The sequence below is a fragment of the Actinomadura sp. K4S16 genome, from assembly GCF_008327685.1.
Classification (GTDB): domain Bacteria; phylum Actinomycetota; class Actinomycetes; order Streptosporangiales; family Streptosporangiaceae; genus Spirillospora.
Genome location: NZ_BDDE01000011.1, coordinates 520509 through 536574 on the forward strand (window position 1 = coordinate 520509; position 16066 = coordinate 536574).

Genomic DNA, 16066 nt, shown 5'->3' on the forward strand with positions numbered 1-16066 from the left:
GTCGCCCTCAGTGTCCGTCGCGGACCACCGCCAACCCGCCGACCCGGGTGGTGATGCCCGCAGGCCCGCGCCGGGCCGAAGCGAGCACGCTGGCCGGTCGACCGAGGGTGTCACCCTGCTCCACCTCGATCGCGACCCTCTGCGCCCCTGTCGTGTCGAGCAGGTGGGCGGCCAGGCAGCCGGTGCTGTTGGCGTTGGCGACGTCCTCGTCGACACCGATCGCCGGCGCGAACATCCGCGCCGCACCCGGTCGGTCGCCCACCGGCGGTACGTACACGAAACAGCCGAGGAGCCCGTACCGCCGGCACGCCGCCGTCAGCCTGCCGAGGTGTGGGCGGACTCGGAGCAGCGCCGACCGGTCGTTTACCGGTACCAGCATGCGCGGGGCGCCGGGCGCGGCGATCCGTGGCGCGTCGGTCGGATGCGGATCGTCCGCGGTGAGCCCGAGCGCGGCGACGATCGCGGCGCGCTCGTCCGGTGCCGGGTGACGCAGCGCGACGAGGCCCTGGTCGAACCACACCTCGATGCCGGCGGGGCGGCGGATCGCGAGGGTGTCGAACGTGCGCCCGCCGGTGTGCTGGCGGTCGTTCAGTTCGCCCAGTGCGGTGCGGGTCAACCGGACGGCCTGCGCGGCAACGGTGCCGTGGCCGCAGCCGGAAAGTTCGGCGGTGGCGGTGAAGAACCGGACCGGCCGGCCACCGTCCGGCGTCTGCCCCGGGCCGAGGAACGCCGCGTGCGAGGTGCCGGCCGCAGCGGCGACCGCACGCCGGTCCGCGTCCGTCGCCGCCGGGTCGTCGTCGGTGACGGCCGTGGGGCTGCCGCCCCGGCCGTCGCGCCGCACGCACGCATCGACCACCGTGACATCCGGCCAGGACATCGGCCCACCTTTGACGCTCGATGCTCGGAGATGGCTGGGCCCGTCCTTCAGCCGATGCCTTCGATGATGCGGAAGTCGCGCTCGACGCTGTCGGAGAGGACCACCAGCGCCTTCTGGTATGCCTCGCTCTCGTATGCCGCGACGGCCTGTTCGAAGCTGTCGAACTCGATCAGAATGACGCGTTGCGTGTTTCCGGCTTCGTGGGCGACGACTCGGCTGCCACGGGACAGGAGCCGCCCGCCGCCGGCTCGGACGGCCGGACCGGCCAGCTTGTCGTAGGCGGTCAGCTTCTCAGGGTCGGAAATGGCGCGGTAGACACTGACCCAGTAGCCCTTGGCCATGGGGACCTCCTGTGTTCGGCCGGACATGTCCGACTTCGAATTGACGCTCGGATTGCTCGATCCCGGCGACGGAGCACCGGGCGTTTGCGAGGACGTGCTGATACGGCCTGGTTCGGCTCTGCCGCCCGCGGCTGCCGGTCCGCGTCCCGGCGCCGCCTTCCTCAGTGCTTCGGAAATCGAATCGACGGATACACGATAGTGTGTCGGATATCGAAGCAGCAAGATGGGACGGTACGACGGATGGCGGCACCCAGGCCGGGACGGGCGGTCCGAGGGTCGAGCACCGGCCGGCCGCTGATGGCCGCCCTCGACCTGTTCGGCCGCAGGTGGAACCTGCGGATCGTCTGGGAACTGCAACACGGGCCGGTCGGGTTCCGCGCGCTGCAGGAGCGCTGCGACGACATGTCCTCCAGCGTGCTGCGGCAACGGCTGACCGAGCTGGTCGACGCCTCCCTCGTCGAGCAGCTTCCGGACACCACCTACGCCCTCACCGAGCTGGGCCACGGCGCCCGCCGCGCGCTGCGCCCGCTCGTCCGGTGGTCCGCGGAGTGGGCCGCGACCCTCTCCGCCTCCGGCTCCGAAGACGCCCGCTAGCGCTTCTGGTATCGAAGCACCAGCGTCATGCGGCCGCGAGGAGGCCGAGTGCGGGAATCAGCGGTAGGCGCCAGCGGTCGGCCGCGAGTTGGGCCCGCCGTCACCGAACCGTCGTCGCCCCGGCGGAGCTGCAGCCAGAACCCGGTCCGATCCCTCCTCGCGGGCCGACTTGGGCGGCCGGCGGCGTGCTCAAGCCGCCGCCGCGGGCGCCTCGCGGGCGCGGGCCCTGCCGGGTGGCTGGGTAGCGGGAGGCGGCGGGGCGGGGTGGGGTTAGAGGAGGGCGGCGGCGATTCCGGCGGCTACGGCGGCCAGGACGATGAGGGCGGCGGCCGCGGCGAGGGCGATCGTGCGGGCGCGGCGGGCGCGGGGGGTGCCGAGGCGTGCGAGGCGCTGGGCCAGGCGGGGGTCGTCCTCGCTCAGGCGGACCTCGATCTGGCTGAGGATCCGCTGCTCCTCCATCGACAGCGCCATGCTTCATACCTCCGGGGGGTGGTCAGGTGACAGGATTCCTGCCCACGGACCATGATCATTATCCCTCGGGGGCGGTGGCCGTCGCGCCGCGTCCGGGTCGGCTCTCGTGGTGGAGCCGGTCAAGGGCGGTGACGTAGTAGGTGTAGGAGCGGCCGGGCTTGGCGGCGGGGTCGATGATGCCGCCGCCGCGGACGTCGGCGATGAGGTCGCGGGGGCGGACGGGGGCGCAGCCGGGCTTGCCGCCCTCGGCCCGGTAGACGGCGTAGGAGACCGCGCCCTGCGAGGTCCGCCAGGTGACCTTCACGCCCTTGCCGTCCTTGCCGGAGGCCGGGACGGCGGCGGTGCCCTGCACCGAGGGGGGCGCCTGCCCGCCGCGGCGGGCGGGGACGGGCGGGACGGCAGGGCGGGAGTAGTGGTCCTCGCGGAGGCGGGCGGCGAACCCGCGCCGGTTGGCGGCGAGGTCGGAGGCGCTGAAGAACACGTCGCCGCCGATCTGCGGGTACCGGGCGTTGAGGGCGAGGTGGCGCGACAGTTCGGCGGGCTTGCGCCAGGTCGCGTCCTCGCCGACGCGGTAGGCGGCCTGGCCGATGGTCAGCTGGACGCCGGTGCCCTCGACCTGGCGGGCCCACCAGGGGGCGAGCTCGGCGTAGTCGGCGCGGGGGTCGCCGATGGGCCAGTACAGCTGGGGGGTGACGTAGTCGAGCCAGCCCTTTTTGATCCATTTGCGGGTGTCGGCGTAGATGTCGTCGTAGCTCTGCAGGGCGGAGGTGGACGACCCGGCGGGGTCGCTGCTCTTGTTGCGCCACACGCCGAAGGGGCTGATGCCGAACCGCACCCATGGCTTGGCGGCGTGGATGCGGGCCGACAGCGACTCGACGAGGGTGTCGACGTTGCGGCGGCGCCAGTCGGCCCTCTTCATGCCGTCGCCGTAGGCCTTGTAGGCGGCGTCGTCGGGGAAGTCGCCGTCCTCGGGGTAGGGGTAGAAGTAGTCGTCGAAGTGGACGGCGTCGATGTCGTACTTGCCGACGACGTCCATGACGGCCTTGGTCGCCAGGTCGCGGACCTGGGGCAGGCCCGGGTCGTACCACAGGCCCTTGCCGTACTTGCGGACCCAGTCGGGGTGCTGCCGGGCGGGGCTCTTGGGCGACAGCTTCTTCAGGTCGGCCTGGCGGGACACGCGGTAGGGGTTGAACCAGGCGTGGAACTCCAGGTTGCGGGCGTGGGCCTCCTCGAGCATGAACGCCAGCGCGTCGTAGCCGGGGTCCTTGCCCTGGGTGCCGGTGAGCCACTGCGACCACGGCTCGTACGGGGAGGCGTAGAACGCGTCGGAGTTGGGGCGGATCTGGACGAACACCGCGTTCATGTTCATCGCGGTGGCGGTGTCGAGGAGCCGGGTGAACTGCTTCTTCTGGTCGGCGGCGGAGGCGCCGGGGTCCTTGGGCCAGTCGGTGTTGCCGACGCTGGCGATCCACATGCCGCGCAGCTGCCGCCCCTTGGCGCCGTCGGGCGCGGGGACGCCCGGGCACTCGGCCCTGGCGTCGGGGGGCACGGGCCCGCGGGCGCCGTCCTCGCGCCCGCCCGTGCCGCCGAGGGCGGTGATGCCGCAGGCGGCGAGCGCGCCCGCCGACACTCCCGCCGTCAACGCCGCCGCCGCTTGCCGGGTCCTCGATCGCCATGCCATAGCGGCCCATTGTTACGCACGCGCCGCGATGCCATGGACGAAACAGCGATGCCCGTGTGATCCCCCACTGTCCCGTTATGCCCGATCCTCTGCATTGCGATCTTCGAACACGCGTTCCATACTGGCCGGACGGTTCATCGATCACACGTTCGAGGAGGTGGGGCATGCGCTGGGATCATCTCCGGCTGGACGAGGCCGGCGTGCCCGGCGGGCAGGCGCCGCCGCTGATCGAGCGCGGCGCGGTGGCCCGCACGTTCGACACCCCGGAGTTCCGCGGCATGACCTTCTACGAGGTCCGCGCCAGGACGATCGTCAACAAGGTGCCGGAGGCGTCCCGCGTCCCGTTCCGCTGGACGGTCAACCCCTACCGGGGATGCTCACATGCCTGCATTTACTGCTTTGCCAGAAAAACCCATGAATACCTCGACATGGATGCGGGTGCGGACTTCGACTCGCGGATCGTGGTCAAGGTCAACGCCGCCGAGCGGGTGCGGGCGGAGCTGGCGGCGCCGCGGTGGCGGGGCGAGCACATCGCGATGGGCACCAACGTCGACTGCTACCAGCGCGCCGAGGGCCGCTACCGGCTGATGCCGGGCGTCCTGGCGGCGCTGACGGAGGCGGCCAACCCGTTCTCGATCCTGACCAAGGGGTCGTTGATCCTGCGCGACCTGCCGCTGCTGCGGGAGGCGGCCGCCCGCACGCGGGTGAGCACGGCGGTGTCGGTCGGCTCGGTCGACCGCGACCTGTGGCGAGCGGTGGAGCCGGGCACGCCGCCGCCCCGCCGGCGGCTGGAGGTGTGCGCGGTGCTGAACGAGGCGGGCATCGGCTGCGGCGTGCTGATGGGCCCGGTCATCCCCTACCTGTCGGACTCCCCCGCGCAGCTGGAGGCGGCGGTCCGGCAGATCGCCGACGCGGGCGCCACGTCGGTGTCGGCGATCACGCTGCACCTGCGCCCCGGGGCCCGGGAGTGGTTCCTGTCCTGGCTGCGCGAGCACCATCCCGACCTGGTGGTCCCCTACGCGCGCCTGTACCGCGGCGGCGCCTACGCTCCACGCGAGTACCAGGAGCGGATCGCGCGGCGTGTCCGCGAGCTGGCCGCCCGGTACGGCGTCGGCGGCCGCGCGACGCACCGGCCCGCCCGCACGCCTCCCCCGCCACCGCCTCCTCGACCGGAGCAGCTCGCCCTCCTGTGACCCGCGGAACCGGGTCCGCAGGCGCGATCAGCGGCGGATCGCGCCCGGCGCCGGTGCGGGCTCCGGGGTGGGGCGGCGGTGGATGAAGGGGGCGGAGCGGCCGGGGGCCAGGTGGGGGCGCAGGGTGAGGTCGTCGGTGTAGTCGCCGCCGCGCTCGGTGCGGTACGGGATGGGGTCGGCGGTGGGCAGGGCGTGCAGGCGGGCGTCGAGAGCGGCGGCGGCCGCGGCGTGGTCGGCGGGGGTGGCGCGGTCGGCGCCGGTGACGACCAGGGGCGGCAGGACGTCCATGCCGGTGTAGAACAGCGTGCCGTGCAGGAGGGGGAACAGCAGGTCCTCGGCGGCGCCGTGGACGCCGCGGGGGCCCAGGCCGGTGGAGCGGGCGCCGGCGGTGGTGACGACCAGTGCGCGGCGTCCGGCGAGGCCGCCGTCGCCGTAGCGGAGGGTGCGGCCTTCGTCGTCGGTGACGCCGAAGGCGAAGCCCTGGACGAAGACGCGGTCGAACCAGCCCTTCAGGATGGCGGGCATCCCGTACCACCACAGGGGGAACTGCACGACCAGCGCGTCCGCCCAGGTGATCTTGTCCTGTTCGGCGCGGATGTCGGGGGCCAGGGCGCCGGCGGCGTGGGCGCGTTCGGACGCGGCGCCGACGATGAGGCGGCTCGCGGGGTCGTGGCCGAAGTCGGCGGGGCCGACGAGGGGGTTCCAGCCCATCGCGTACAGGTCGGAGTGGCGGACGCGGTGCCCGTCGCGGCGCAGGGTGGCGGCGCCGCGGTCGCGCAGCGCGCCGTTGAGGGAGCGGCCCTCGGGGTGGGCGAAGATCCACAGGACGTTCACGGCGCTGTCTTCCTTCCCGGTTCGTCGGCTCCGGTGCCGGCTTTCTGGGTGCCGGCCTTCTCGGTCGGCTTGCTCGGTGGCGGCCGGTCCGGTGTCGATGCTGCCGGGCGGGGGGCGCCGAGGGTGAGTGGCCGGTGGGCCATGCTGTGCAAGGATCGGGCCATGGCGGGCGGGGTGCACCGGGTGGCGGTGGTGGTGCGCGAGGGCGTGCTGCCGATGGAGCTGGGGATCGTCCACCAGCTGTTCGGGCAGGCCCGGTCGGCGGGGGGCGCGCCGCTGTACGAGGTGGTGTCGTGCGCGGTGGAGCCGGGGGCGGTGCGGGCGGACGCCGATTTCGCGGTGGCGGTGCCGCACGGGCTGGAGGCGCTGGAGGCGGCGGACACGGTGGTCGTGCCGGCGTCGCACGTGCTGGACGAGACCCGTCCCGGGGACGGGCCGGTGCCGGGCGCGCTCGCGGCGGCGGCCGGGCGGGGCGCGCGGGTCGCGTCGGTGTGCACGGGCGCGTTCGTGCTGGCGGCGGCGGGGCTGCTGGAGGGGCGGCGGGCGACGACGCACTGGCTGTCGTGCGCCCGGCTGGTGGAGATGTTCCCGGGGGTGCGGGTGGACGCGGCGGTGCTGTTCGTCGACGAGGGCGCGGTGCTGACCTCGGCGGGCGAGGCGGCGGGCGTCGACCTGTGCCTGCACATGATCCGCCGCGACCACGGCGCGGCGGTGGCGGGGGACGTGGCGCGCCGCACGGTGGTGCCGCCGCACCGGGAGGGCGGGCAGGCGCAGTTCGTGGCGCTGCCGGTGCCCGAGTCGCGGGAGTCCTCGACGGGCGCGGCGCGGGCGTGGGCGCTGGAGCGGCTGGACCGCCCGGTGACGCTGGCGCGGCTGGCGGCGCGGTCGTCGATGAGCGTGCGGACGTTCACGCGCCGGTTCCGGCAGGAGACGGGCGTGTCGCCGCAGGTGTGGCTGGCGGCGCAGCGGGTGCAGGCGGCGCGGCGGCTGCTGGAGGAGACCGACCTGCCGGTGGACCGGGTCGCCGAGCGGGCGGGGTTCGGGACGGCGGCGTCGCTGCGCGCGCACCTGCACGCGGCGATCGGGGTGTCCCCCTCGTCCTACCGCGCGACGTTCCGCGGCCCCGAAGGCCCTGGAGGCCCGGAAGGACCACAGGATCCGGGCGGCGCGTAACCGGGGGTCAGGCGCGTACTGGGGGTCAGGCGCGTTCGGCGTCGAGCTCGACGGGTTCGGCGATGACGTCGACCATGGCGCCGTTGCGCAGCACGGTGATCGGCAGGGGCCGCCCGATGGCCTCGGCGAACATGAGCCGCTGCAGCGACTGGGCGTGGGAGACCGGCGCGCCGCCGGCGGTCAGGACCAGGTCGCCGCGGCGCAGCCCGGCCCGGTCGGCGGGGCCGGCGGGCACGACCTCGGCGACGCGCAGCGCGTCGTCCTGCCCGATCCGCTCGCGCAGCGCGGCGGGGACGGGGACGGGCGCGGCGGCCAGGCCTAGGTAGGCGCGGCGGACGCGGCCGTCGCGGATCAGGGCGGCGATGATGCGGCGGGTGGTGGCGTTGATCGGGACGGCCAGGCCCAGGCCGATCCCGGCGACGGCGGTGTTGACGCCGACGACGCGGCCGTGGGCGTCGGCGAGCGCGCCGCCGGAGTTGCCGGGGTTGAGGGCGGCGTCGGTCTGGATGACGTCCTCGATGACGCGGACGGCGGTGCCGCTGCGGGTGGGCTGGGAGGTCGGCAGCGACCGGCCGAGGGCGGACACGACGCCGGCGGTGACCGAGCCGGCGAGACCGAGGGGGTTGCCGACGGCGACGACGAGCTGCCCGACGACCAGGGCGTCGCTGTCGCCGAGGGCGACCGGGTCGGGGACGGGCCCGTCGGCGCGCACGACGGCCAGGTCCGACAGGGGGTCGGCGCCGACGACGGTGAACGCGCCGGTGGCGCCGTCGGCGAACGCGGCCTGCCCGCCGGACGCGGCGCCGACGACGTGGGCGTTGGTGAGCAGGAACCCGTCGCCGGTGAACACGAAGCCCGACCCGGTGCCCTCGCCGCGGCGGCCGCGGACGCGCAGCGCCGCCACGCGCGGGGTCAGCTCGCGGGCGACGGAGGACACCACGCGGGAGTAGGCGTCCAGCGGCGGCTCGTCCCGCCCGGGCGGGGCCTGGCGGGGATCGCTGTCATGGGGGACCATCGCACCTCCCGATGATTACATCGTTACACGGTAACGGTGGGAGGGGAAGGGGTGTTCCCGGCTACCCCGCCGCGCCGGGGCCCGCGCCGTCCGGGGCGCCCCCGCCCTCGCCCGGCCCGTGCGGGTGCAGGTCGGAGCGCAGGAGGCTGTACAGGACCTCGTCGCGGTACCGGCCGTCGCGGAACCCCCATTCGCGCATGACGCCCTCGCGGGTGAACCCCGCCTTCTCCAGGGCGCGCTGCTCGGCGAGGTTGCCTGTCTCGGTCTCGGCCTGGACGCGGTGGGCGGTGGTGTGCGCGAACAGGTACTCCGCCAGCAGGCGCTGCGCCCGCGACCCGGCGCCGTGGCCGCGCGCCTCGGGCAGCAGCGAGATCCCGATGCTCCAGCACCACGCCCGCCCCGCGGCGGCGAGGCGCCGGTAGGACACGATGCCGAGGAACGCGGCGCCGCGGGCGACGACGAGGGTGCCGGTGTCCTCGCCGAGCATGCCGTCGTCCTCCCAGCTGCGCCGGAACCTGCGGACATCGCGGAACCCCTGCCACAGGAACGGCGCGGCCAGTTCCGGGTCGCCGCGCAGCCGCTCGATGAGCGGCAGGTCGGCCTCGGCGACGGGCCGCAGCGCCACCCCGGCGCTCCGCACGGGCTGTCCGGTCCTGCCGGTGGAGGTCTCGTTCATGCCGCTCCCAAGGTCAGCGCAGGGTGGACAGGCCGCCGTCGACGTGCAGGACCTGCCCGGTGACGTAGGAGGCGCGCTCCGACAGCAGGAACACCGCGACGTCGGCGACCTCCCACGCCGTGCCCTGCCGGCGCATGGGGATCAGCCCCGCGACCCGGTCGCGGCTCGCGTTCCCGTCGGACGCGGCGCGCCCCATCACCGTGTCGATCAGGCCGGGTGCCACCACGTTGGCGCGCACCCCGCGCGGCGCGCCCTCGGCGGCGATGTGCCGCACCAGCCCGGTCAGGCCCGCCTTGGAGGCGTCGTAGGACGGCGACCGCGAGCCCGGCTTGGTCCCGGCCAGCGACCCGATGAACACCATCGCCCCGCCCGCCTCCAGCGCCGGCATCGCGGCCTTGCCGACCAGGAACGGCGCCCGCAGGTTGACCTGCAGGACGCGGTCCCAGTCGGCCAGCGCCGTGCCCGCCAGCCCGTACCCGACGCCGATCCCGGCGTTGAACACCACCCCGTCCAGGCCGCCGAGGCCCTCGGCGGCCTTCGTCACGACGGCGTCGCAGGACGCCGGGTCGGTCACGTCCGCCACCACCACCCGCGCCCGGCCGCCCTCCGCCTCGATCATCGCGGCGGTCTGCCCCGCGGAGTGCTCGTCGAGGTCGGCGCACGCCACCGCGGCGCCCTCCCGCGCGGCGGTGACCGCGATCGCGCGGCCGTTGCCGACCGGCGCGGCGGGATCGTCGCTGGGCCGCGTCCCCGCGCCGACGACCAGGATCCGGCGGCCCGGCAGCAGCCCGCCGGGCGGTGCGATCTCGGGCATGACCGGCACCGTAGCGGACGCCGCCGCCGACGCCCAGCCCCGGCCCGCCGCGCGCGGCCGGCCTAGCACGGAAGGCCCCGCGCGGCGGCTAGGGTGCGGGCATGGGAACGGCTGCGGACGCGCGCGAGGAGCCCGTGGTGGTCGAGCGCGCCGCCGGACTGGGCGGCGAGCTGGTGCTGCGCCGCGCGGGCGGCGACTACGAGATCATCAGCAACGGCGTGTTCCTCATGGACACCCGCAACGGCGAGTCCGAGCGGCTGCTGGTCCGCGCCGCCCTCGAGGCGGCGGCGCGGCGCCCCGGCGGGCCCGCGCGGGTCCTCATCGGCGGCCTGGGCGTCGGGTTCTCCCTCGCCGAGGCCCTCACCCTCCCCGACGTGGCGCACGTCACCGTCGTCGAACGCGAACCCGCCGTCGTCGCCTGGCACGCCACCGCGCTGCGGCCCTGGTCCCGGGGCGCGCTCGACGACCCCCGCGTCACCGTCGAGCGCGCCGACCTGCTCGACTACGTCTCCGCCCCGGACGCGGGCCGCTTCGACGCGGTCTGCCTGGACATCGACAACGGCCCCGACTGGACCGTCACGCCCGGCAACGCCCGCCTCTACGCCGCCACCGGCCTGGACGCCCTCGCGGCGCTGCTGACGCCGCGCGGCGTGCTCGCGGTGTGGAGCGCCAACGCCGCGCCGGCGTTCGAGGCGCTGCTGCGCGACCGGTTCGCGGCCGTGGAGGTCCGCCCGGTCCCGGTGCCGCGCGGCGAACCCGACGTGGTCTACCTCGCCCGCGACCCGCGCACCCGCGCCTCCGCCTGACCGCGGCCGGACGCCGTCCGCGGCCGTCCGGCGCCGTCGAGGCACGGCGGCGACAAAGCGCCCCCGCCCGTTTCTGTAGGCCGCGCCGTCCACCCCGCGCCGGCCGTTCGCTAGGTTTCGGCCTGACACAACCGTTTTGGGAGGATCTGTGGCTACTGCCCACGCAGCCCGGCGGCGTCCCGCCGTCCTGGGCGACCTGCTGCCCGGCTCGCTGGCCCGCGACGCCGCGCTCGTCATCGGCGCGGCCGCGCTCGTCGGCGTCGCCGCGCAGATCGCGGTCCCGCTGCCCGGCACCCCCGTGCCGGTGACCGGGCAGACCTTCGCGGTGCTGCTCGCCGGCGCCGCCCTCGGCTTCGGCCGCGCCGGCCTGGGCATGCTGGTCTACCTGCTGGCCGGGATGGCCGGCGTCCCCTGGTTCACCGACGGCACCTCCGGCGCCGGGTTCCCCACGCTCGGCTACGTCATCGGGTTCGTCGCCGCCGGGGCCGCGGTCGGACGGCTCGCGCAGCTCGGCGGCGACCGCACCCCGCTGCGCACCATCGGGACCATGCTCGTCGGCACCGCCATCATGTACGCCGCCGGCGTCCCCTACCTGATGGCCGCCCTCCACGTCGACCTCGCCAAGGCGCTCGACCTCGGCGTCGTCCCCTTCCTGGCCGGCGACGCGCTGAAGGTCCTGCTTGCGGCCGGGCTGCTGCCCGCCGCATGGAAGATCACCGGCGCCGACCGCCGCTGACCCCAGCGCGCCCCCGCCCCCTCCCGCGCATGGGAACGGGACGGACGGGCATACGCGCAACCAGCACCGCCCAGGCCCGGGCGGCCCGGCACCACCGGGCCGCCCCGCCCGCCACCGGCCGCCCCCGCCGCGGACCCGATGTGGCGCACGCCTCACGACCCCCCGCCACCCCGCCCGTTTGAACAGGTTCAAATCTGGCGTACAGTGGCTCACGTGAAGCTCGCCGTGACAGCACCGGACCGACTCACCGTCCGCACCGTCCCGATCCCCGACCCGGGCGACCTCATCGCGCGGCTTCCGCACCCGTCCGCGCTGGCCTGGATCCGCCACGGCGAGGGAATCGTCGGCTGGGGCGAAGCCGCCCGCCTCACCCTCCCCGGCGGCGACGACCGCTTCGACGCCGCCGCCCGCCTGCTCCACGACCTGTTCGGCGCCGCCGCCGTCGACGACCCCGTCGACGTCCCCGGCTCCGGACCCGTCGCCTTCGGCACCTTCGGCTTCGACCCCAAATCCCCCGACTCCACCCTCATCGTCCCCCAGCGCATCCTCGGCCGCCGCGACGGCCGCGCCTGGCTCACCACCATCGGCGACGACACCGACCCCCTCGCCCTCGCCCACCCGCCCCAGGCCCCCACCGGCCTGCGCTGGAGCGACGGCGCCCTCACCGAGGACGCCTGGAAGCACGCCGTCGCCACCGCCGTCGACCGCATCCGCCGCGGCCACCTCGCCCCACCGCCGCCCCGCGCCGCCGACCAGACCGAGCAGACCGGCCGCACCGGCCACCTCGGCAAAGTCGTCCTCGCCCGCGACCTCACCGTCCGCGCCGACACCCCCATCGACGCCCGCGTCCTCCTCCAGCGCCTCGCCGCGCGCTTCCCCGGCTGCTACACCTTCTCCTGCGCCGGCATGGTCGGCGCCACCCCCGAACTCCTCATCCGCCGCACCGGCGGCGACATCGAATCCCTCGTCCTCGCCGGCACCACCGCCCGCGGCGACACCCCCGCCGACGACCAGGCCCGCGCCGCCCGCCTCTTCGCCTCCGCCAAGGACCGCGAAGAACACCGCTACGCCGCCGAGATGGTCCGCGACGCCCTCACCCCCCTCTGCGCCCACCTCACCGTCCCCGACCAGCCCGAACTGCTCACCCTCCCCAACGTCCTGCACCTCGCCTCCCCCCTGCGCGGACGCCTCGCCGCCGACCGCTCCGTCCTCGACGTCGTCGCCGCCCTGCACCCCACCCCCGCCGTCTGCGGCACCCCCACCGACACCGCCATGGACCTCATCCGCGAACTCGAGGGCATGGACCGCGGCCGCTACGCCGGCCCCGTCGGCTGGGTCGACGCCCGCGGCGACGGCGAATGGGGCATCGCCCTGCGCTGCGCCGAGATCGACGGCACCCGCGCCCGCCTGTTCGCCGGCTGCGGCATCGTCGCCGACTCCGACCCCGACGCCGAACTCGCCGAAGCCCGCACCAAGTTCCGCCCCATGCAGTACGCCCTCCACGGCTGACCACCGCCCCCGGCACACTGGACCCATGCGCGCGAGCCGGCTGCTGTCCCTCCTGCTGCTCCTGCAGACCAGGGAACGCATGACCGCCCGCGAACTGGCCGCCGAACTCGAAGTGTCCGTCCGCACCGTCTACCGCGACGTCGAATCCCTCAGCGCCGCCGGCGTCCCCGTCTACGCCGACCGCGGCCCCGACGGCGGCTACCGCCTCCTCAACGGCTACCGCACCCGGCTCACCGGCCTCACCGCCACCGAAGCCGAATCCCTCACCCTCTCGGCCCTGCCCGGCCCCGCCTCCCAACTCGGCCTCGGCGACGTCCTCGCCGCCGAACTCAAACTCATGGCCGCCCTCCCACCCGACCTGCGCAGCCGCGCCGCCCGCATCCGCGAACGCTTCCACCTCGACGCCCCCGGCTGGTTCCGCTCCCCCGACGAAGTCCCCCACCTGCACGCCATCGCCGACGCCGTCTGGAACCAGCACCGCATCGAGGTGCTCTACCGCCGCTGGCGCCGCCCCCAGCAGGTCACCCGCACCCTCGATCCCCTCGGCGTCGTCCTCAAAGCCGGCACCTGGTACCTCATCGCCCGCGCCGCCGACCCCGCACCCGACCCTCACCCCGCACCCCACCCCGACGCGCCCGCCGACGGCACCGCCGACGCCCCCCGCACCTACCGCGTCTCACGCGTCCTCACCCTGCGCGCCCTGCCCGGCCACTTCGACCGCCCCCACGGCTTCGACCTCGCCGCCTACTGGGCCGCCTACGCCGAACGCTTCGAAGCCGACGCCTACCGCGAACACGCCACCGTCAAGCTCTCACCCGACGGCCTCACCCGCTCCCAGATCCTCCTCCCGCCCACCATGGCCCGCGCCGCCCTCGACACCGCCACCCCGCCCGGACCCGACGGCTGGGTCCACGCCACCCTCCCCATCGAATCCGTCCGCCACGCCCACGTCGAATTCCTCAAACTCGGCGCCGACGTCGAGGTCGTCGACCCCCCGCACCTCCGCGACATGATCGCCGCCACCGCCCGCGCCATCACCGCCCGCTACACCCCCGCCGACGGCTGACGAGCGCCGACCAGGCGGCCACTCCGCCGCGCGCTCCACACGGCTAAGAGCCGAGAGCAGCCCTACGTCGCGTCTCCGTGAGATGGACGTCGATGTACCCGGCGAGCCTCAGAGCGTCCCCGGGACTGTCGGCCTGAAAGGTGATGCGGCGAAGCAGGCTGACGCCGCTGAGCACGACGCCCTCACGAGCAAGGACGAACAGGAGGGCGAGGAAGGCGCACCGAGCGTTGCCGTCGTCGAAAGGATGGAAGAAGCAGACGTCCAGATAGGCGCGCGCAGCGCGGGCGGTCAACGCCAAGGACCGCTCACCACCCGCCGCACTCTCGGCCAAACAGGCGTCAAAGCGTGCGCGAGTATCCGGCCCGATGCCGTAGCGCTCCCTGCCCCCCTTGGCGAACGCGGGCAGGCTGCGGAACGGCGGCGGCTCCGCAGTGCCCAGGACGTACCGCTGCCACCCGCGAAGCAACGCGAAGTCGAGCGAAGCGCCGCGCGCAGCGTCGGCCCGCACCCGCTCCAGAGCGGCGAGCAGACCCTCGGCACGGGCAGGATCCACGGCGCCGTCGAAGGCCCGGATGTCCTCCGCGGCGCCGTCACGCGACGAGGCCACCGGCTCCTCCGCGCCATGGGCCGGCCCCTCCGGCCACGGCACGGCCTCGCGCACCGCGAGCCAGCGCCCCAAATGGTCCGGAACGCCGCCGGCGGACCGCACGCCGTCATCCGGCCGCAGCGACCGCGCAAGCTTTTCCGCGACGTCCTCGACCACCACCGCGTCGGGACCGGTCCAGCTCTCGAACCGCCCGCCGATCGCGTCGTCGACCAGACCCCCCGCCACGTCCCCAGCAACTCCCCAGTGGCTGAGGAACCAGGTGAGCACCTGCATGCAGTGCCCGTACCAGCCGCTGCCGCAGCCGGTGCGGTCGACCACCTGCAGGATCAGGTTCCGAGCGGCGCGCTCCCACAGAATCCGCTGGTCCTCGACGGCGGACAGCTCCAACGGGTACGCCTCGAACCATCCGGCCAGACTCTCCAGCCACTCACGCCACTCGCACAGCGCCGCGACCACACGGGCGAGCGTCTCCTCCGGGCTGGTGATCGAGTCCCGCGGACAGCACCAGTTCCCGACCGGCCCGCCGTCGAAGTCCCCCTCGTCATGCGCCCAGCGCCAGCCCACGACCCAACGGCCGTAGCACTCGACAAGGGCGTGAGACATGGCGTCCGCCCAGGGCTCGGCCACCTCGCGATCCCAAGCACGCATCGCCGAATCAGCGGGGGGAACCTCAGGGCGGCGCGGCACTCGCCGGGCCGGACCGAGCGAACGCACCACCCGCGCCGCGGCCGCGGCGTCGAAAGGATGAAGGGCAGGATCCACCTCAGCCCAGGTCAGATAGGCGGGGGACAGCTCAACGATCACCGCGCAAGCCTGCCACGTCCACCCGGCCCCGCTTCAAGCGGATTTCCGCGCCTCACACCGCCGACGGCTGGCACCCCGGGCACCAGAACAGGTTCCGCGACGCCAGCTCCGCCGTCGCCACCGCCGTCCCGCACACCAGGCACGGCAGGCCCGCACGCCGGTACACGTACACCTCACCGCCATGACCGTCCACCCGCGGCGGACGCCCCATCGCCTCCGGCATGTGCTCCGGCCGCACCGTGTCGATCCGCCCCGCACGCACCCCCGCCGCCATCAACTCCACCAGGTCGTCCCACACCGCCCGCCACTGCCCCGCACTCAACCGCCGCCCCGGCAGCCGCGGATCGATCCCCTGCCGGAACAGCACCTCCGCCCGGTAGATGTTCCCCGGCCCCGCCACCACCGACTGATCCATCAAGAGCACCGCGATCGGCGTCCGCGCCCGGCTGATCCGCCGCCACGCCGCCTCCGGATCGGCGTCCCCCCGCAGCGGATCCGGCCCCAGCCGGTCGCGCAGCAGCTTCACCTCCCCCGGCTCCAGCAGCTCGCACGCATTGGGCCCCCGCAGGTCCGCGAAACCCCCGCCGCCCTCCAGCCGCAGCCGCACCATCCCGACCGGAGCCGGAGCCGGCCCCTCCCCGAACACGTACTTGCCGTAGATGCCGAGATGCACATGCAGCGTCCGCTCGTCCTCGAACCCCAGCAGCAGATGCTTGCCGTGCGCGTCCGCCGACGACAGCACCCGCCCGTCCAACTGGCGCGCACCCTCGGCGAACCTCCCCTGGGGACTCGTGGCGGCGACGGCGAGGCCGCCGAACATCCGCTGATGCTCGGCGGCCAGACGGTGGATCGTGTGTCCCTCGGGCATG

Annotated in this window: 17 protein-coding genes; 7 read left to right on the forward strand and 10 right to left on the reverse strand. The window is 74.8% G+C overall.

Translation table 11 applies throughout. The features are described from left to right. Nucleotides 1–7 precede the first annotated feature (7 nt). Together K4S16_RS09625 and K4S16_RS09630 are read right to left on the reverse strand one after the other, a co-directional pair. Complete coding sequence (locus K4S16_RS09625) at nt 8–877, reverse strand: PhzF family phenazine biosynthesis protein (RefSeq protein ID WP_149258496.1); 870 nt, start codon at nt 875–877, stop codon at nt 8–10. 47 nt (nt 878–924) lie between these two features. After that, a complete protein-coding gene (locus K4S16_RS09630) occupies nt 925–1218 on the reverse strand; it encodes a DUF1330 domain-containing protein (protein WP_149258497.1) in 294 nt (97 codons plus the stop codon). 240 nt (nt 1219–1458) lie between these two features. On the opposite strand from K4S16_RS09630, the gene K4S16_RS09635 reads away from it, so the two are divergent. Continuing rightward, complete coding sequence (locus K4S16_RS09635) at nt 1459–1812, forward strand: helix-turn-helix domain-containing protein (RefSeq protein ID WP_149258498.1); 354 nt, start codon at nt 1459–1461, stop codon at nt 1810–1812. 270 nt (nt 1813–2082) lie between these two features. Here the strand turns inward: K4S16_RS09635 and K4S16_RS09640 are convergent, their stop codons facing one another. Together K4S16_RS09640 and K4S16_RS09645 are read right to left on the reverse strand one after the other, a co-directional pair. Beyond that, a complete protein-coding gene (locus K4S16_RS09640) occupies nt 2083–2283 on the reverse strand; it encodes a DUF3040 domain-containing protein (RefSeq protein ID WP_149258499.1) in 201 nt (66 codons plus the stop codon). A gap of 58 nt (nt 2284–2341) precedes the next feature. Continuing rightward, nucleotides 2342–3964 (reverse strand): glycoside hydrolase family 10 protein, encoded by a 1623-nt coding sequence (locus K4S16_RS09645; protein ID WP_149258500.1) that lies wholly within the window; start codon nt 3962–3964, stop codon nt 2342–2344. A gap of 164 nt (nt 3965–4128) precedes the next feature. On the opposite strand from K4S16_RS09645, the gene K4S16_RS09650 reads away from it, so the two are divergent. Beyond that, nucleotides 4129–5157: an Rv2578c family radical SAM protein gene (locus K4S16_RS09650; protein ID WP_149258501.1), complete on the forward strand. Its 1029-nt coding sequence runs from the start codon at nt 4129–4131 to the stop codon at nt 5155–5157. 27 nt (nt 5158–5184) lie between these two features. Here K4S16_RS09650 and K4S16_RS09655 read toward each other — a convergent pair whose 3' ends face one another. After that, a complete protein-coding gene (locus tag K4S16_RS09655) occupies nt 5185–5991 on the reverse strand; it encodes an NAD(P)H-dependent oxidoreductase (protein WP_149258502.1) in 807 nt (268 codons plus the stop codon). A gap of 162 nt (nt 5992–6153) precedes the next feature. On the opposite strand from K4S16_RS09655, the gene K4S16_RS09660 reads away from it, so the two are divergent. Beyond that, on the forward strand, nt 6154–7164 hold the full coding sequence (locus K4S16_RS09660; protein WP_200841773.1) for a GlxA family transcriptional regulator: 1011 nt from the start codon (nt 6154–6156) through the stop codon (nt 7162–7164). Between the two features lie 25 nt (nt 7165–7189). Here the strand turns inward: K4S16_RS09660 and K4S16_RS09665 are convergent, their stop codons facing one another. The 3 genes from K4S16_RS09665 to K4S16_RS09675 all read right to left on the reverse strand — a co-directional run bounded on the left by K4S16_RS09665 (nt 7190) and on the right by K4S16_RS09675 (nt 9669). Then, a complete protein-coding gene (locus K4S16_RS09665) occupies nt 7190–8179 on the reverse strand; it encodes a S1C family serine protease (protein WP_149258504.1) in 990 nt (329 codons plus the stop codon). Between the two features lie 61 nt (nt 8180–8240). Further along, complete coding sequence (locus K4S16_RS09670; protein ID WP_149258505.1) at nt 8241–8855, reverse strand: GNAT family N-acetyltransferase; 615 nt, start codon at nt 8853–8855, stop codon at nt 8241–8243. Between the two features lie 13 nt (nt 8856–8868). Further along, the gene (locus K4S16_RS09675; RefSeq protein WP_235036679.1) at nt 8869–9669 is read right to left on the reverse strand and encodes an SDR family NAD(P)-dependent oxidoreductase; all 801 of its coding nucleotides are present in this window, start codon (nt 9667–9669) and stop codon (nt 8869–8871) included. Between the two features lie 101 nt (nt 9670–9770). Here K4S16_RS09675 and K4S16_RS09680 point away from each other — a divergent pair, with 101 nt between their 5' ends. The 4 genes from K4S16_RS09680 to K4S16_RS09695 all read left to right on the forward strand — a co-directional run bounded on the left by K4S16_RS09680 (nt 9771) and on the right by K4S16_RS09695 (nt 13786). After that, nucleotides 9771–10475 (forward strand): spermidine synthase, encoded by a 705-nt coding sequence (locus K4S16_RS09680; RefSeq protein ID WP_149258507.1) that lies wholly within the window; start codon nt 9771–9773, stop codon nt 10473–10475. 148 nt (nt 10476–10623) lie between these two features. Next, nucleotides 10624–11211, forward strand: a complete 588-nt coding sequence (locus tag K4S16_RS09685) for a biotin transporter BioY (RefSeq protein WP_149258508.1) — start codon at nt 10624–10626, stop codon at nt 11209–11211. Nucleotides 11212–11424: 213 nt separating this feature from the next. Next, entirely contained in the window at nt 11425–12720 is a 1296-nt protein-coding gene (locus tag K4S16_RS09690) for an isochorismate synthase MenF (RefSeq protein ID WP_200841774.1), read from the forward strand. A gap of 25 nt (nt 12721–12745) precedes the next feature. Then, a complete protein-coding gene (locus tag K4S16_RS09695) occupies nt 12746–13786 on the forward strand; it encodes a YafY family protein (RefSeq protein ID WP_149258510.1) in 1041 nt (346 codons plus the stop codon). A gap of 43 nt (nt 13787–13829) precedes the next feature. Here K4S16_RS09695 and K4S16_RS09700 read toward each other — a convergent pair whose 3' ends face one another. Then, nucleotides 13830–15197, reverse strand: a complete 1368-nt coding sequence (locus K4S16_RS09700; RefSeq protein ID WP_149258511.1) for a Fic family protein — start codon at nt 15195–15197, stop codon at nt 13830–13832. Nucleotides 15198–15249: 52 nt separating this feature from the next. Further along, nucleotides 15250–16065, reverse strand: a complete 816-nt coding sequence (locus tag K4S16_RS09705; RefSeq protein ID WP_149258512.1) for an Fpg/Nei family DNA glycosylase — start codon at nt 16063–16065, stop codon at nt 15250–15252. Nucleotide 16066 lies beyond the last annotated feature (1 nt).